Origin of the sequence: Xanthomonas sp. WHRI 8393, assembly GCF_040203315.1 — a bacterium.
GTDB lineage: Bacteria > Pseudomonadota > Gammaproteobacteria > Xanthomonadales > Xanthomonadaceae > Xanthomonas > Xanthomonas arboricola.
On the sequence record NZ_JBEGGL010000004.1, the window covers coordinates 1 to 15,839 of the forward strand.

Here is a 15,839-nt window from a genome sequence, read left to right on the forward strand (position 1 = left end):
GAAGTGAAACGCAGCTGCGCCGATGGTAGTGTGGCTCAAGCCATGCGAGAGTAGGTCATCGCCAGGGGCTTTACCCGGAACCCTCAGTCCAACAGGACTGAGGGTTTCTTTTTGTCCGAAATTTAAGACAACTGGCCAAAGCCAAAGCCAAAGCCAAAGCCAAAGCCAGAGCCAAAGCCAGAGCCAAAGCCAAAGCCAAAGCCAAAGCCAAAGCCAAAGCCAAAGCCAAAGCCAAAGGCAGAGCCGAAGCCAAAGCCAAAGGCAGAGCCGAAGCCAAGTAACGCCACGGCACTCGGACGCTCTAGGCGCGCCGCCCGGCACCTCGCCACGTTGTGATCGGACACGTAACGCAGCACCTGACGCGTCGGTTTACGCATGTCACTGACACGGTCCAAGGTTGAGCTTTTCTTTCTCACCTCTGCCCCCGACTTTCACGTCGATGCCGAGAGGTGGGTGCTGGCAGTGATGCCGTTGTGCGCGGCAATGACCTACCGCTTGCTTCTACGCAATGCAGATGTACGGGCACAGCACCTTACGCGGACATCTGGGCACAACAAAAAACCCCGCGATGCGGGGTTCTTGTTTTCCTCAGCAAGCCAAGAGATGGCCTGAAATGGTTTGGACTGGCTCTCAGTCGCCCAGTGTCAGAAGCGAGGCATTGCCGCCTGCGGCCGTCGTGTTGACGGTGACGACCTTCTCGGTGGCGAAGCGCAGCAGGTAATGCGGCCCGCCGGCTTTCGGGCCAGTGCCTGACAGACCCTGGCCGCCGAAGGGTTGTACGCCGACGACCGCGCCGATCTGATTGCGGTTGACATAGACATTACCGACCGCGACACGTGTGGTGATGCGATCGATGGTCTCGTCGATGCGCGAGTGCACGCCCAGGGTCAGTCCGTAACCGGTGGCATTGATCTGATCGATGACGACGTCGAGTTGGTCGGCTTTCCAGCGGATGACATGCAGGACCGGTCCGAAAATTTCGCGCTGCAGCTGCGCGAGCGAGGCCAGCTCGTACGCACGCGGGGCGAAAAAGCTGCCGTCGGCAGTGGCGGGATCCAGGATGGTGGTGCCGATCAGGCGGGCTTCGCGATCCATGCGCGCCGCATGATCGTCGAGGATCTTGAGTGCATCTGCGTCGATGACGGGGCCAACATCGGTGGACAGCAGCGCAGGATCGCCGATCTTCAGCTCTCCCATTGCGCCGGCCAGCATGGTCATGACCTTGTCGGCGATGTCGTCCTGCACGAACAGCACGCGGGCCGCCGAGCAGCGTTGGCCGGCGGACATGAAGGCGCTGGAGATCGCGTCCTTGACGACTGCTTCCGGCAACGAGGACGAGTCGGCGATGAAGGCGTTCTGGCCACCGGTTTCGGCAATCAGCACACCGATCGCGGCATCGCGAGACGCCAGGGTCCGGTTGATGACGCGTGCGGTCTCCGTGGAGCCGGTGAAGGCGACGCCCGCCACGCGCGGATCATTGGTCAGCGCGGCGCCGACGGTGGCGCCGTCGCCCGGCAGGAACTGCACGACCGCTTCGGGGATACCCGCTTCGTGCAGCAGCTTCACTGCGGCGTAGCCGATCAAGTTGGTTTGCTCTGCAGGCTTGGCGATCACGCTGTTGCCGGCAGCCAATGCGGCGGCGACCTGGCCGAGGAAGATGGCGAGCGGGAAGTTCCAGGGGCTGATGCAGACGAAGACACCGCGGCCATGCAGCTGCAGTTCGTTGGATTCGCCGGTTGGCCCGGGCAGACGCTCGGGTGCGCCGAACTGCGCGCGTGCCTGGGCTGCGTAATAACGCAGGAAGTCGACCGCCTCACGCACTTCGGCCACGGCGTCGGGCAGGGTCTTGCCGGCCTCCTTGACGCAGATCGCCATGAACTCGGGCATGCGTGCTTCGAGCAGGTCGGCGGCATGCTCCAGGATGGTGGCGCGGCTGGCCGCCGGCGTGCGGTTCCAGGCCGGCTGCGCGGCAGCGGCGGTTGCCAGCGAGGTCTGCACGGTGGCCGGATCGGCCGGCTGCCAGTGCCCGACCGTTTCGCGTCGGTCAGCCGGGTTGCGCACCGCCTCGCTCGGCGTGCTGATCACCGCGCCGGGCACCAGCGGACCGGCCTTCCATGGCTTGATGGCGGCATTGAGTTGCTCGGCCAGCTGCCGCAGATCGTTGTCGTTGGCGAGATTGGCGCCCATGGAGTTTTTCCTGTGTTGGTTCTGGCTGCGCAACAGATCGGTGGGCAGCGGAATCTTGGGATGCGGAATGGAGCCGAACGAGGACACCGCTTCGACCGGATCGCGGATCAGGTCTTCGATGGCGACGTCCTCGTCGGTGATGCGATTGACGAAGCTGGAATTGGCGCCGTTCTCGAGCAGGCGACGCACCAGGTACGGCAGCAGATCCTCGTGCGAGCCGACCGGGGCGTACACGCGGCATGGCAGTCCCAGGCGATCGGCCGGAATCACTTCGGCATACAGGTCATCGCCCATGCCGTGCAGTTTCTGGTGTTCGTAATGCTTGGTCGTTGCGATTGCGCGTACCGCCGCGATGGTCTGCGCGTTGTGCGTGGCGAACATCGGATACAGCGCATCGCTGTGCGCGAACATGCGGCGCGCGCAGGCCAGATACGACACGTCGGTATTCTGCTTGCGGGTAAAGACCGGGTAGCCGGGGTGGCCTTCGATCTGTGCGCGCTTGATCTCCGCGTCCCAGTACGCGCCCTTGACCAGACGCACCGGAATGCGACGGCCGACGCGGCGCGCCAGATCGGCGAGAAAATCGATCGTGTACGGCGTGCGCTTCTGATACGCCTGCACCGCCAGGCCATAGCCCTCCCATCCATCCAGCGACGGGTCGGAGAAGGTGGCCTCGATGATGTCCAGCGACAGTTCCAGACGGTCGGCTTCTTCGGCATCGACGGTGTAGCCGATGCCGTAGGACTTGGCCAGTTGCGCCAGCTCGAGCACGCCCGGCACCAGTTCGGCCATCACGCGTGCGCGCTTGGCATGCTCGTAGCGCGGATACAGCGCGGACAATTTGATCGAGATGCTGGGCGCCGCAAAGACATCGGTACCGACGAAGCTGCCGCTGCGGCCGATCGCGTGGATGGCATCGCGGTACGCCTGCAGATAGCGCTGCGCATCCTTCATGGTCAATGCGCCTTCGCCGAGCATGTCGAAGGAATAGCGGTAATCGGCGTTGTCGCCCTTGCGCGAACGCGACAGGGCCTCACCGATGGTGCGGCCCATGACGAACTGGTGGCCCATGATCTTCATCGCCTGGCGCACTGCCAGGCGAATCACCGGCTCGCCGACGCGGCCGATCAGGCGCTTGAACGCACCCGGCACGTCGGCGCGGGTGAGGTCGTTGAGCTGCACCAGCTTGCCGGTGAGCATCAGGCCCCAGGTCGATGCGTTGACCAGCACCGAGTCGCTGCCGCCGACGTGTTTTTTCCAGTCCGCATCGCCGAGCTTGTCGCGGATCAGCTTGTCTGCGGTGTCCTGGTCGGGAATGCGCAACAGCGCTTCGGCCACGCACATCAGCAGCACGCCTTCTTCGCTGCCCAGGTCGTACTGGCGCATGAAGGCTTCGATCGCGCCCTGGTCCTGCGCACGTGCGCGGACGCGGGTGACCAGATCGGCGGCCACCGCCTGCACCTTGGCCTGTTCGGCGGCGGGCAGACGCGCCTGGTCGAGCAATTCGCGGACGTGCTCGGTTTCGTCCTTGAGCCAGGCGGCGGTGATCGCCGCACGCAATGCGCCGGGTGCGGCAGGCAGCTCGGGCGCCAGCAGCGGGCGCGCAACTGAGGGAGAGGCAAGCGGGTCGAGCTGAGCGTTCATGCGAAGGGTGCCTGGGAATCCGTGCTCATTCTAGAGAGCCGCAGCCCCTGCGCACTTGTGTGGAAGCGGCAACTTTTCCGCCGTTTTGTGCACGTGGCCGGTGCAGGCCCAAAACGGATTCGATCCTTGCCGGCCGCAGCCGCGGACATCGGCATATGCACCGGGAAGTGATTGATTTACGCGTGTTTTTAGCTGCACTGCAGCAATCGAATGATTGCCGGAAACGCTTGCCGCATGCGTTCGTGCGGGTCTACCATCGGGCCATTCCCGCAGTGCGCTGCGTGTTGCCAATGATCGAAGTACTGCCGTTGATGTCCGAAGGGGTCGGGACGCAGTTGCGGTTGCGGCCTCCGCGGGCATTGTCGGCCAGGCAATTCGTGCAGCTGTTCGCAGTGTTGGCGGGAACGATGTGGGTATTTGCGGGCCTGGGGTGGTGGACCGGCAATGCATTCGCGCCGGTGTTCGCCCTGTTGCACAGTGGTGTGGTGGCGCTGGCGCTACGGCAGTTGTGGCGAAGTGGCGAGCGCGAAGAAGCGATCCGGGTAGGGGAGACCGTTGTCGAGGTGTTTCCATCCAGACATGCGCCACCAGCGTTTCAGGCACATCCGCATTGGGTGCGGTTATGCATGGAACGCGACGACAGGGTGGTGCTGGTCAGCAGCGGCAAGCAGATCGAGATTGGAAGTTTTCTCGGGCCGGCCGAACGTGTGGAACTGGCAACTACGCTGAAACGCTTGCTCGCGGCCGCCAATGGCCGTCACCGATGACGTAAGGGTCTAGGCAATGACGCAACGCAGCAGCTGGAAGGCGACGTATCCGAAATTGGCTTTGGCGATGCTGGCGCTGTCGAGCGCCTCGGTTGCCTGGGCGCAGTCGGCCGACCCGAAGGAATGGCAGCTCAACATGGGCCGCGGGGTCACCCAGACCGCGCGCATGGCCTACGAGGCGCACATGGTGGCGCTGTGGGTCTGCGTGGTGATCGGCGCGCTGGTGTTCGGTGCGATGGGCTATGCGATCTTCAAGTTCCGCAAGTCCAAGGGGGCGGTGGCCGCGCAATTCAGCCACAACACCACGGCAGAGGTGCTGTGGACGGTGATCCCGGTGCTGGTGCTGATTGCGATGGCCTGGCCGGCAACGGCCAAGCTGATTGCGATGTACGACACCCGCGAGTCGGAAATGACCGTCAAGGTCACCGGCTACCAGTGGATGTGGAAATACGAGTATCTGGGCCAGGGCGTGGAGTTCACCAGCCGGCTGGCGCGCGAATCCGATCGCATCCGCCAGAGTGGCGAGCGTCCGACCGCTGCATCGCAACCGCATTATCTGCTGGACGTGGACAATCGCCTGGTGCTGCCGGTGAACACCAAGATCCGTTTCGTGATCACCGCCGACGACGTAATCCATGCGTGGTGGGTGCCGGCCCTTGGCTGGAAGCAGGACGCAATCCCCGGCATCGTCAACGAGGCATGGACCAATATCGAGCAGCCGGGCGTGTATCGCGGGCAGTGCGCCGAGTTGTGCGGCAAGGATCATGGCTTCATGCCGATCGTGGTGGAAGCGCTGCCCAAGGCCGAATTCCAGCGCTGGCTGGCGGCCCGTCGCAGTGCCAGCGCAGCGCCTGCCGCACCGGCCGGCACCCCGGCGCCGGCGTCCACACCTGCAGCACCGCCTGCCGGTGAGGCCGCTCCAGCCGCAGCGCCTGCTCCGACCGCCGCACCGACCGCCGCTCTTTAATCGCCCGCAACCGCACCGCTTCGTAGAGGTCGTTCCGTCATGGCGCATACCGCAGTCGATCACCACGGACACCACCAGCCCGGTTTCGTCGAGCGCTGGTTTTTCTCGACCAATCACAAGGACATCGGCACGCTGTATCTGCTGTTTTCCTTCGTAATGTTCATCATCGGCGCGGCGATGAGCGTGGTGATCCGCGCTGAACTGATGCAGCCCGGGCTGCAGTTCGTCAAGCCGGAATTCTTCAACCAGATGACCACCGTGCATGCCCTGGTGATGATCTTCGGCGGGGTGATGCCGGCCTTCGTCGGCCTGGCCAACTGGATGATTCCGCTGCAGATCGGCGCGCCGGACATGGCGTTGCCGCGCATGAACAACTGGTCGTTCTGGTTGCTGCCGGTGGCATTTACCTTACTGCTGCTGACGCTGTTCCTGCCCGGCGGTGCGCCGGCCGGCGGCTGGACGCTGTACCCGCCGCTGTCGCTGCAGGGCGGCTACAACGTGGCCTTCAGCGTGTTCGCGATCCATGTGGCCGGCGTCAGTTCGATCATGGGTGCGATCAACATCATCGCCACCGTGCTGAACATGCGCGCGCCGGGCATCGACCTGCTGAAGATGCCGATCTTCTGCTGGGCGTGGCTGATCACCGCCTTCCTGCTGATCGCGGTGATGCCGGTGCTGGCCGGCGCGGTGACCATGCTGCTGACCGACAAGTTCTTCGGTACCAGCTTCTTCAATGCGGCCGGCGGCGGCGACCCGGTGATGTACCAGCACATCTTCTGGTTCTTCGGGCATCCGGAGGTCTACATCATGATCCTGCCGGCGTTCGGCGTAGTCAGTGAGATCATCCCGACCTTCAGCCGCAAGCCGCTGTTCGGCTATCAGGCGATGGTCTATGCGATCGCGGCGATCGCGTTCCTGAGCTTCATCGTGTGGGCGCACCACATGTTCACCGTGGGCATGCCGCTGGGCGGCGAAATCTACTTCATGTTTGCCACGATGCTGATCTCCATCCCGACCGGGGTGAAGGTGTTCAACTGGGTCAGCACGATGTGGAAGGGCTCGCTGACGTTCGAATCGCCGATGCTGTGGGCGGTGGCGTTCGTGATTCTCTTCAGCATCGGTGGATTTTCGGGCCTGATGCTGGCAATCGTGCCGGCGGATTTCCAGTATCACGACACCTATTTTGTGGTTGCGCATTTCCATTATGTGCTGGTCACCGGTGCGGTCTTCGCGCTGATTGCGGCGGTGTACTACTGGTGGCCGAAGTGGACCGGGCGGATGTACAACGAGACCTGGGCCAAGTTCCATTTCTGGTGGACGATGGTGTTCGTCAATCTGCTGTTCTTCCCGCAGCATTTCCTTGGCCTGGCCGGCATGCCGCGGCGGATCCCCGATTACAACGTGGTGTTTGCCGACTGGAACCTGATCAGCTCGATCGGCGCGTTCGGCATGTTCGCCACGCCGTTCCTGATGGCCGGCATCCTGCTCGCCTCGCTGCGCAGCGGCGCCAAGGCCGACGCACGTGCCTGGGAAGGCGCCAAGGGACTGGAGTGGACGGTGCCGTCGCCGGCACCGGCGCATACCTTCACCGTGCCGCCGGTGATCAAGCCTGGAGATCTTGCGCATGAAGACATCGGTCACTGAGTCCGCGCCGCCGGCTGTGGCACGTCTGCTCTCCGCTGCCGAACGGCAGGCGCAACAGCGTCGTGCGGTGCGCCGCACGGCGATCACCGTCGGCGTCATCGCCCTGCTGATCTATGCGGGTTTCATTGCGTCGGGAGTCATCGGGCGGTGAACGCGCGGGCGCCCGCACCTGCACCGACGGCCGGCCTGTTCAAGCTGCTGGGCGTGGTGTTGGGCGTGTTCGTGCTGACCTTTTCGCTGGTGCCGCTGTATCGCATTGCGTGCGAAAAAGTCTTCGGCATCCGCATGGAGCGCGCGCCGGGCAGTACGCGTGGCAATGCCGCCGCGAGTGCAGGGGCTGGCAAACGCACGGTGCGGGTGGAGTTCGATGCCGGGGTCAATTCCAAACTGCCATGGACCTTTCATCCCGAGCAGATGACGATGGATGTGGTGCCGGGCGAACTCAATGAGGCGCTGTACTTCGCACGCAACGACAGTGCGCGGGCAGTGGTCGGCAGTGCGGTGCCATCGGTCGCACCGGCGCGGGCATCCGGATACTTCAACAAGACCGAATGCTTCTGTTTTACCGCGCAGACCTTGCAGGCCGGCGAAACGCGCGACATGCCGCTGCGTTTCATCGTCGACCCGGCGCTGCCGCCAGAAGTCACCACGATCACCCTGTCCTACACGTTCTATCGCAACGACACCCTGACCTCGGAGTTGCAGGGCGGTGGCGCATCCAGCGCGCCGCGCGCGGCGCCTTGATCCTTCATCCACACGCAGCACCGACACGGAAGCAACGCCATGGCCGACCATAGTCCCAACGCCGATGCGTATTTCGTCCCGAGCCAGAGCAAATGGCCCTTTGTCGGGTCGATTGCGATGTTCGTGATGATGATCGGCGTGGCCAGCTGGCTCAACGATGCGGCATGGGGGCGCTGGACGTTCTTCATCGGCATGGCGATGTTGCTGGCGACCTTGTTCATGTGGTTTGGCGATGTCATCCGCGAATCCAACGCCGGGCACTACAACCGCCAGGTGGACGGCTCCTTCCGCATGGGGATGGTGTGGTTCATCTTTTCCGAGGTGATGTTCTTCTGCGCCTTCTTCGGCGCGTTGTTCTACACGCGTGTGCTGACGCTGCCCTGGCTGGGCGGCGAAGGCGATGGCGTGATGACCAACGAGCTGCTGTGGAACGGCTATTCCGCTGCATGGCCGACCAATGGCCCCGGCACGATCGGTGGGCAGTTCCAGACCATTCCCGCCTGGGGCCTGCCGCTGATCAATACGCTGATCCTGCTCAGCTCCGGCGTGACCTTGACCATTGCGCACCACTCGCTCAAGGGCGGCCGTCGCGGCGCGCTATTGCTGTGGCTGGGCCTGACCGTGCTGCTGGGTTGCGTGTTCCTGTTCCTGCAGGCCGAGGAATATATCCACGCCTACACCGAGCTCAATCTGACGCTGGGATCGGGCATCTACGGCTCGACCTTCTTCATGCTCACCGGCTTCCACGGCATGCACGTACTGCTGGGCACGATCATGCTGGCGGTGATGTGGCTGCGGGTGGCGCGCGGGCACTTCACCCGCGACAACCACTTCGCCTTCGAAGCGGCGGCCTGGTACTGGCACTTCGTCGACGTGGTGTGGCTGGCGTTGTTCCTGTTCGTGTATGTACTTTGAGGGCGGGGATTGGGGAGTCGGGATTGGGGATTCGCAAGAGCGATCTGCGTTTGCTGTTACCAATCCCCAATCCCCAATCCCCAATCCATCGGCCGCGTCAGCGGCCGAGCCCATGCGGCTTGATCCAGCCGGTGTAGATGCCGAGGATCACGACGGCGATCAGTGCGACCGATAGACCGATGCGCCAGGTCAGTGCGTTGACTGTGCGCTTGGTTTCGCCACGGTCGGTGAGCAAGTAGTACAGGCCCGCACCCAGGTTCCACAGGATCACGATCAGGAAGGCGACAATCAGCAACGTCTTGAGCGAATCGTTCACAACAGCCCCGGTGGTCGTCGGCGTGGTAGCGGCATTGCACGCCTTTTTGCGTCGCTTGTCATGACGCGCAAGCACACGGCGGTGTTGGGATGGTGTCTGGCCGTGCTGGTCAGTGCGGGGTTTGCGGCGCTTGGTCAGTGGCAGCTGCAGCGCATGCACGACAAACAGGCCTTGCTGGAACGCGCAGCGCATGTGCGGCAGACGCCGTTGACCCTGGTGCAGGCGCTGGCCACGCCGCATGCGCTGGCCTGGGTGAGCGGAGAGGTGCGGTTCCTGCCGCAGCAGGTGCTGCTGGACAACCAGCTGCATGCCGGGCGCGCCGGTGTGCGGATCTATCAACTTGCCGCGCCGCAAGGCAGCCCGGTCACGCTGCTGGTCGATCTGGGCTGGCTGCCATTGCCGGCCAATCGGCAGTTGCCGACGATCACCCCGCTGCAAGGCACCCGGACACTGCAGGGCTTGCTGAGTGCGCCGCCGTCGGCCGGACTTGCGATCGGGCCGGCGTTGGCCGCCGGCAATGCGCCGCAGACCTGGCTGGCCACGCGCCTGGATACCAGCGCCCTGCGCAGCGCGTTGGGCAGGCGCGACATTTCGTCGCAGGTCCTGCGCCTGGATCCCGCCCTGCCGGTCGGGTATGCACGCGACCTGGAGATGCTGCCGAACACGCTGCCACCCGCGCGGCACTTGGGTTATGCGGTGCAATGGTTCGGTCTGGCCGCGGCCGTGCTGGCCACTGCGACGCTGCTGAGCTGGCGTGCGCGTCGCCGCCGTCAACGCGGGCACTGACGCCTGCGGCATGAGAAAATCGCCGGCATGACCTCCTCCACATCGGCCACGCCGCATTCGGTCAAACGCGGCCGCAGGATGCTGATTGCACTGGCGGTGCTGTTCTTCGGCTCGATGTTGCTGGCCGGCGTGCTGCGCTTCTCCGGATGGCAGCCGGCATCGATGCGCAATCACGGCGAACTGCTCAAGCCGCCCGCCGACCTGCGCGGGTTGGTGCCGGTGCGCGCGGACGGGCAGCCGTATGCCTGGACGCCTGCAGAACGTGTGTGGCGGATTGCGCTCGCACCGCCTGCCGGCTGCACGCAGCAGTGCGTGATGTTGGCGGCCGAACTGGACAAGGTATGGCAGCTGCTCGGCCATCGCGCCGACAAGGTGGAGGTGTTGTGGATCGGCGCCCCGCCGGCCGGTCTGCCGCCGATGCCGGCCCTGCGTGTACTGCGCGACGACGCGCGGCTGCGGCAGGGCCTGCCGCGTGCCAACGATGCCGCCGGCGTGCCGGTGTATGTAATCGACCCGAATGGCTTCGTGATCCTGCGGTACGCCCCGGGGTTCGACCCGGCCGGCCTGCGTGCCGATCTGGTCAAGCTGCTGAAACTGATGTGAGCCCGTTTCGATGAATCTGTTTGCGCCACCGGCATTGTTCCGCCACTTCCATCGCATGGCCTGGCTGGCTGCGTTGTTCACTGCGAGCACGATCCTGTTCGGGTCGTTCGTGCGCCTGTCCGATGCCGGCATGAGCTGCCCGGACTGGCCGACCTGCTACGGCCGCGTCACCTGGCCGCAGACCAGCGACGAAGCCAATACGCATGTGGCCAGCAAGATCCGGCCGCTGGAATCGCACAAGGCCTGGCGCGAGCAGGTGCACCGCTTCCTGGCCGGCGCGCTCGGGGTGGAGGTGCTGGTGCTGTCGTTGCTGGCGGTGCGCCGCCGCCGCATGGGCATCGCCCAGGTGGTTTCTGCCGCGGTGCTGGTGGCTTTGTCGATTCCGCTGTACATGTCCGGCTGGCACAGGCTGGCGTTCGGCGTGGCGATCGCGGGCGAGGCCATCCTGCTGCTGGCGGCGCTGCGCTGGAGCAACATCGACCTGGCGCGTGCGGCGGTGTTGACGCTGGCGGTGGTGATCTTCCAGGCGCTGCTGGGCATGTGGACGGTGACGCTGCTGCTCAAACCCATCGTGGTGATGGGCCATCTGCTCGGCGGCATGCTGATGTTCTCGCTGCTGGTGTGGATGGCCTGGCGCGCGACGCATCTGCCGATCACGCTGGCCGATGCCTCGCGGCTCAAGTGGCTGCTGCGTGCGGGTGTGGCGGTGCTGGGCCTGCAGATCGCCCTCGGCGGCTGGGTCAGTGCCAATTACGCGGCGCTGGCCTGTGGCGGCGGTAGCTGGTCGGCCGACAATTTCCCGCGCTGCGTCAGTCAGTGGTGGCCGCCGCATGACTTCCGCGAAGGCTTCACGCTGTGGCGCGGGATCGGGGTGGATTACGAAGGCGGTGTGCTCGATGGCGCAGCGCGTATCGCCATCCAGATGGCGCACCGGTTGTGGGCAATTGCGACGGCGCTGTATCTGTGGTGGCTGGCCTGGCGCCTGTCGCGTTCGCCGGGCATGCGGGTGTGGGCCGGTGCGCTGGCGGTACTGGTGGCGGTGCAGGTGACGCTGGGCATGCTCAACGTCAAGTTGGCGTTACCGCTGGAAGTGTCGGTGCTGCATAACGGCGGCGCGGTCGCATTGTTGTTCGTGCTGGTCTCGCTGCTGGCGCGGCTGCGCGCGCCGGAGTGAGCATGGCTGTCAGCGCACGCGATTACTGGGATCTGACCAAACCCAAGGTGGTGGCACTGATCGTGTTCACCGCCTTGGTGGGCATGTTCCTGGCCATCCCCGATGTGCCGACGTGGGTGCAGGTGCGCACCGGTGCGTTGGGCTTTCTAGGCATCTGGCTGGCGGCGTCGGCGGCGGCGGCGATCAACCAGTTGCTGGACGCCAAGATCGACGCGCAGATGGCGCGGACCTCGTGGCGGCCGCTGGTGGTGGGCAAGGTGCGGCCGTGGCAGGTGCTGCTGTTTGCCGGCGTGTTGATCGTGATCTCCATGACCATCCTGGTGGTCTGGGTGAATGTGATCACCGCGGTGCTGACGTTTGCGTCGCTGATCGGTTACGCGGTGATCTACACCGTGTACCTGAAGCGTGCGACCTCGCAGAACATCGTGATCGGCGGCCTGGCCGGCGCCACGCCGCCGATGCTGGGCTGGGCCGCAGTGACCGGCTTGCCGACCAGCGCCGACTGGATCAACGCCTCGCTGCTGGTGCTGATCATCTTCATCTGGACGCCGCCGCATTTCTGGGCGCTGGCGATCTTCCGCCGTGCCGATTACGCCAAGGCGGCGATCCCGATGCTGCCGGTCACCCATGGCGTGCCGCATACGCGCAAGCAGATCCTGGTGTACACGGTGCTGCTGGCGATCGTGACCCTGCTGCCGGTGGCGGTGGGCATGAGTGGGCTGTTCTACCTGGGCGGCGCGGTGGTGCTCAACGTGGTGTTCCTCTGGTACGCCTGGCGCATGCTCGACCCGCCGGACGAGCTGTTCTCGATGAAGATGTTCGGTTACTCCATCGTCTACCTGATGGCGCTGTTCGCGTTTCTGATGGTGGACCACCTGCTGTTGCCGTGGGTGCGCTAGCGGCAGCGAATGCCAGCTGCTGCCATCAAGGCGATCGATAGGGCTGCGACCGAGGCAGCCGTCAGGCGGATGCGGTCGGTGGCTGGGACCGGCCCATCTCGCTCTTACACACCCGTTGTGCGTGCCGTTGGGCATCCGGCGCGCAATCGCTACTTAATGCACTCAAATTCGCCGCGTAGCGGGCTGCTCGCTCACGCCGGCTCAGCTCAACCAGCTGGCGCAGTCGCTGGTGTTCTTGCTGTCGCAGCTGCTCTGCATCTTCTGCTGCAGGCGCGTCAGCACCGCATTGCCTTCCTGGCGATGCTGCTTGCTCCAGGTCTTCAACGTGGCGCCCAGCGTGGCGAAGCGCTGCCGGGTGCGTTGGCGGTAGCCATCGGGCTGCCCGGCCAGCTCGCCGATCACCTGCGTGGCAGCGGCCTCGATGCCGGCGGTGTCGTCCGGGCTGAGCCGGATCAGGCCATCCACGTACATCACGCCCCATTGCACGCGAGTGGCGGGGCCTTGCGCGCTTTCGTACGCCTTCCTGAGCCAGGACAACGCGGTCTTCTTATCGCCGCGTTGTTCGGCCAGATCGGCCAGCTCGGGCATGTAGTAGTAAGGCGTCTTGCTGCGCGTCAACTCGGCCAGCAGCAACTGTTCGGCGCCGCTGCGGTCGCCCACCTCGCCGAGCAATGCCGCGGCGGTGCTGATGGTGGATTGGCGCTCCTCATCGGTCCTGGCGGTGTCGGTCGCCCATTGCACGCGTTGCTGCACGGTGTCGACCACGGCCTTGGGCAACGGCGGTTGCGGGCCCTTGGCCTCGGTTTCGGTGGGCTGGCCTTGTGCCAGGCGTGCCAGCTGGATGCGCGCATACGCGGTGCCGAGCCGGTCGGCGATCGGCAGTGCGGTGTCGGCGTAGACCTTGTCCAATGCCAGATTCAGCGCATTGGACAAGGCAGTGCGCTCACCGGCATCGCTGCTGGCAGCGGCGACCAGCCGTGCAGGCATGTAGCTCAGCGTGCCGAGATTGGCGCGCACCTCTGCCGGATCGGCCAGCACTGCTTCCAGCAACGTGCGTGACGCCGCGCTGGGTGCAGGCGGTTCCTTGGCTGCGGTAATCGCTGTCAGGGCGAAGCTGCGTTGCAGGGCCGGCTGTGGCGCCGACCTGGACAGGCGCGTGAGCACATCCACGGCCTGCTCCGGCTTGACCAGCCGATCGTCGGTGCCCCAGGCATAGTTGCCGAGCACGGCCCAGTCGTCCGCGCTGAGCTGCTGCGGGGTCTGCAATGCGGTGTCGAGCAGTTGCCTGGCGGTACTGGTGCTCTTGGCCGCGACCCGCAGCACATCGGCCAGACGTGCGTTGTCGGCATCGCCGGCCAGGCGGGTGATCTCGCTGCGATCCGGGCGCAGCACGATGATGGTGGGGTAGCCCTTGATGCCGAAGCGCTCGCCCCAGGCCTGCGCGCCCTCCGAATCGCCGTCCAGATGCACCGCCACGAATTGCTGGGTGCGGGCGATGAAGGTCGGGTCCTTGAACAAGGTGGCCTTCAGGCGATTGCAGGGCGGGCACCAGGCCGCACCCCAGTACAGCAGGATCGGCTTGCCGCTTTCCCTGGCCTCGGCGAAGGCATCTTCGACATCGCCCTCGCGCCAGGCGATGCTGGACGCAGGCGCCGGCGTGGCGGCCGCCTTGGTCTGTGTCGGGGCTGGCGGCGTGGCGGGCTTGTTGCAGGCAGTGAGCGTGGCCAGCACCGCCAGCAGCGCGATCAGGGACGGGGCAGGGCGTCGGAACGATAGCGTCATGGCAATCACCGATGGGGGCGGCAGCAAGGTGGATCGAACACTCTAGCGAGCGGCACTGTGCCAGCGTCGGAGTGCGTCATAACCGTTGTATATCTGCTTACAACCGGCACCGGCACGCAACGCGAACCGGTGTCGCGTCGGGCGTAGCGGGCCGGCGATGGCGCGCAGGCAACGCGCCGGCGGCAAGCAAGCCTTTGCAGGGCACGCCGCGTGGGATGCGCCATGTGTCGTCGATCAGACCACCGCCGTGCAGTGGCCGTTACCTTCAATGACCACCGGGAGTGATCTGCGGCTCGCCCGGCGCGTTGCGCGCATAACGCGCGGCCACGAATGCGCAGACAATGAGCTGTAGCTGGTGATACAGCATGATCGGCAACACGATCGCGCCCAGGCCACCGCCGGCGAACATCACCTTGGCCATCGGTACGCCGGTGGCCAGGCTCTTCTTCGAACCGCAGAACACGATCGCGATCTCGTCGGCGCGGTTGAAGCGCAGGCGCCGCGCGATGAAGGTGATCGAGAGCATCGCCACCGTCAGCAACAACGCGGCGGCACCGAGCACCGCGAGCAAGGCCGGCAACGGCGTCTTCTGCCACAGACCTTCGTTCACCGATGCGCTGAAGGCGGTGTAGACCACCAGCAGGATGGTGCCCTGGTCGGTGTAACGCAGCACGGCGCGATGCCGTTCGACCCAGCCGCCGATCCACGGGCGCATGAAATGGCCAGCCAGGAACGGCACCAGCAACTGCAGCAGGATCTTGCCGATCGCCTCGGCCGGGTGCGCCATCGCGCCCTGGCTGCCGACCAGGGCGCCCATCAGCAACGGTGTGAAAAACACCCCCAGCAGGCTGGAAAGCGAGGCGGCACACACGGCCGCCGGCACGTTGCCGCGCGCCATCGAGGTGAAGGCGATCGACGATTGCACCGTGGATGGCAGCGCGCACAGGAACAGCACGCCGATATACAGCTCCGGTGTCAGCGCAAGATGCGCGAGCGGTTTGAACAACAGCCCGAGCAGCGGGAACAGCACGAAGGTGCAGGCCAGGATCACCAGATGCAGGCGCCAATGCAGCGCGCCGGCCTTGACCGCCTCGCGCGACAGGCGCGCGCCGTGCAGGAAGAACAGCGCGGCGATCGCCACGTCGGTGACATCGTCCATGACCGCCGCGGCGGTGCCGGAGACCGGCAGGAACGAGGCGAGCGTGACCGTGCACAGCAGCGCGAGGGTGAATGGATCAATGCGCAACCGCGCCAGCCAGTGTTTGATCATCGTGCGTATTCAGGGGGAGGGCTGCCTGCAGAGTGCCATTGTAGAGGCCAGCGTGCACCGTGCGAGTCGGCCGCGCAGCGCAGGCCGGGGACGCATGCGTGCTCGCACCGGCTCCGGCAGCAGCGTGCGCTTGCGCCTGCC

General features: G+C 65.2%; 15 protein-coding genes. 10 read left to right on the plus strand and 5 right to left on the minus strand.

All coding sequences use genetic code 11. The features are described from left to right. Positions 1 to 122: 122 nt before the first annotated feature. Positions 123 to 416 carry a hypothetical protein gene (locus ABQ137_RS14280; protein WP_349782993.1) on the minus strand — a complete coding sequence of 98 codons (294 nt, stop codon included), beginning with the start codon at positions 414 to 416 and terminating at the stop codon, positions 123 to 125. Positions 417 to 630: 214 nt separating this feature from the next. Then, complete coding sequence (putA, locus tag ABQ137_RS14285) at positions 631 to 3,831, minus strand: bifunctional proline dehydrogenase/L-glutamate gamma-semialdehyde dehydrogenase PutA (RefSeq protein ID WP_349782995.1); 3,201 nt, start codon at positions 3,829 to 3,831, stop codon at positions 631 to 633. Positions 3,832 to 4,121: 290 nt separating this feature from the next. On the opposite strand from putA, the gene ABQ137_RS14290 reads away from it, so the two are divergent. From ABQ137_RS14290 to ABQ137_RS14315, 6 genes are read left to right on the plus strand one after another with little or no spacing between them, the layout of a single operon-like run. Then, complete coding sequence (locus tag ABQ137_RS14290) at positions 4,122 to 4,598, plus strand: DUF2244 domain-containing protein (protein WP_102251032.1); 477 nt, start codon at positions 4,122 to 4,124, stop codon at positions 4,596 to 4,598. Positions 4,599 to 4,614: 16 nt separating this feature from the next. Continuing rightward, positions 4,615 to 5,565 (plus strand): cytochrome c oxidase subunit II, encoded by a 951-nt coding sequence (coxB, locus tag ABQ137_RS14295; protein ID WP_024938844.1) that lies wholly within the window; start codon positions 4,615 to 4,617, stop codon positions 5,563 to 5,565. A 39-nt stretch (positions 5,566 to 5,604) separates the two neighbouring features. Next, positions 5,605 to 7,209, plus strand: a complete 1,605-nt coding sequence (gene ctaD / locus ABQ137_RS14300; RefSeq protein ID WP_016902803.1) for a cytochrome c oxidase subunit I — start codon at positions 5,605 to 5,607, stop codon at positions 7,207 to 7,209. Continuing rightward, a complete protein-coding gene (locus ABQ137_RS14305) occupies positions 7,190 to 7,360 on the plus strand; it encodes a hypothetical protein (protein ID WP_104552805.1) in 171 nt (56 codons plus the stop codon). Before ctaD ends, ABQ137_RS14305 begins: the two co-directional genes overlap by 20 nt. Beyond that, positions 7,357 to 7,953, plus strand: a complete 597-nt coding sequence (locus ABQ137_RS14310) for a cytochrome c oxidase assembly protein (RefSeq protein WP_039518470.1) — start codon at positions 7,357 to 7,359, stop codon at positions 7,951 to 7,953. Before ABQ137_RS14305 ends, ABQ137_RS14310 begins: the two co-directional genes overlap by 4 nt. A 39-nt stretch (positions 7,954 to 7,992) precedes the next feature. After that, positions 7,993 to 8,868, plus strand: a complete 876-nt coding sequence (locus ABQ137_RS14315) for a cytochrome c oxidase subunit 3 (protein ID WP_349782997.1) — start codon at positions 7,993 to 7,995, stop codon at positions 8,866 to 8,868. A gap of 97 nt (positions 8,869 to 8,965) precedes the next feature. Here the strand turns inward: ABQ137_RS14315 and ABQ137_RS14320 are convergent, their stop codons facing one another. Further along, entirely contained in the window at positions 8,966 to 9,184 is a 219-nt protein-coding gene (locus ABQ137_RS14320) for a twin transmembrane helix small protein (protein WP_006449736.1), read from the minus strand. A 60-nt stretch (positions 9,185 to 9,244) separates the two neighbouring features. On the opposite strand from ABQ137_RS14320, the gene ABQ137_RS14325 reads away from it, so the two are divergent. The 4 genes from ABQ137_RS14325 to cyoE are packed head-to-tail and all read left to right on the plus strand — an operon-like array spanning position 9,245 to position 12,646. Continuing rightward, the gene (locus ABQ137_RS14325) at positions 9,245 to 9,970 is read left to right on the plus strand and encodes an SURF1 family protein (protein ID WP_126966496.1); all 726 of its coding nucleotides are present in this window, start codon (positions 9,245 to 9,247) and stop codon (positions 9,968 to 9,970) included. A gap of 27 nt (positions 9,971 to 9,997) precedes the next feature. Continuing rightward, on the plus strand, positions 9,998 to 10,573 hold the full coding sequence (locus ABQ137_RS14330) for a redox-active disulfide-containing membrane protein (RefSeq protein ID WP_039816002.1): 576 nt from the start codon (positions 9,998 to 10,000) through the stop codon (positions 10,571 to 10,573). Between the two features lie 10 nt (positions 10,574 to 10,583). Next, positions 10,584 to 11,747: a COX15/CtaA family protein gene (locus tag ABQ137_RS14335; RefSeq protein WP_215825012.1), complete on the plus strand. Its 1,164-nt coding sequence runs from the start codon at positions 10,584 to 10,586 to the stop codon at positions 11,745 to 11,747. Between the two features lie 2 nt (positions 11,748 to 11,749). After that, on the plus strand, positions 11,750 to 12,646 hold the full coding sequence (cyoE, locus tag ABQ137_RS14340; RefSeq protein ID WP_016902810.1) for a heme o synthase: 897 nt from the start codon (positions 11,750 to 11,752) through the stop codon (positions 12,644 to 12,646). A gap of 201 nt (positions 12,647 to 12,847) precedes the next feature. On the opposite strand, the gene ABQ137_RS14345 is transcribed toward cyoE, so the two are convergent. Then, a complete protein-coding gene (locus tag ABQ137_RS14345; protein ID WP_215825011.1) occupies positions 12,848 to 14,428 on the minus strand; it encodes a thioredoxin family protein in 1,581 nt (526 codons plus the stop codon). A 265-nt stretch (positions 14,429 to 14,693) separates the two neighbouring features. Continuing rightward, positions 14,694 to 15,698, minus strand: a complete 1,005-nt coding sequence (locus ABQ137_RS14350; protein ID WP_039524893.1) for a bile acid:sodium symporter family protein — start codon at positions 15,696 to 15,698, stop codon at positions 14,694 to 14,696. Positions 15,699 to 15,839 lie beyond the last annotated feature (141 nt).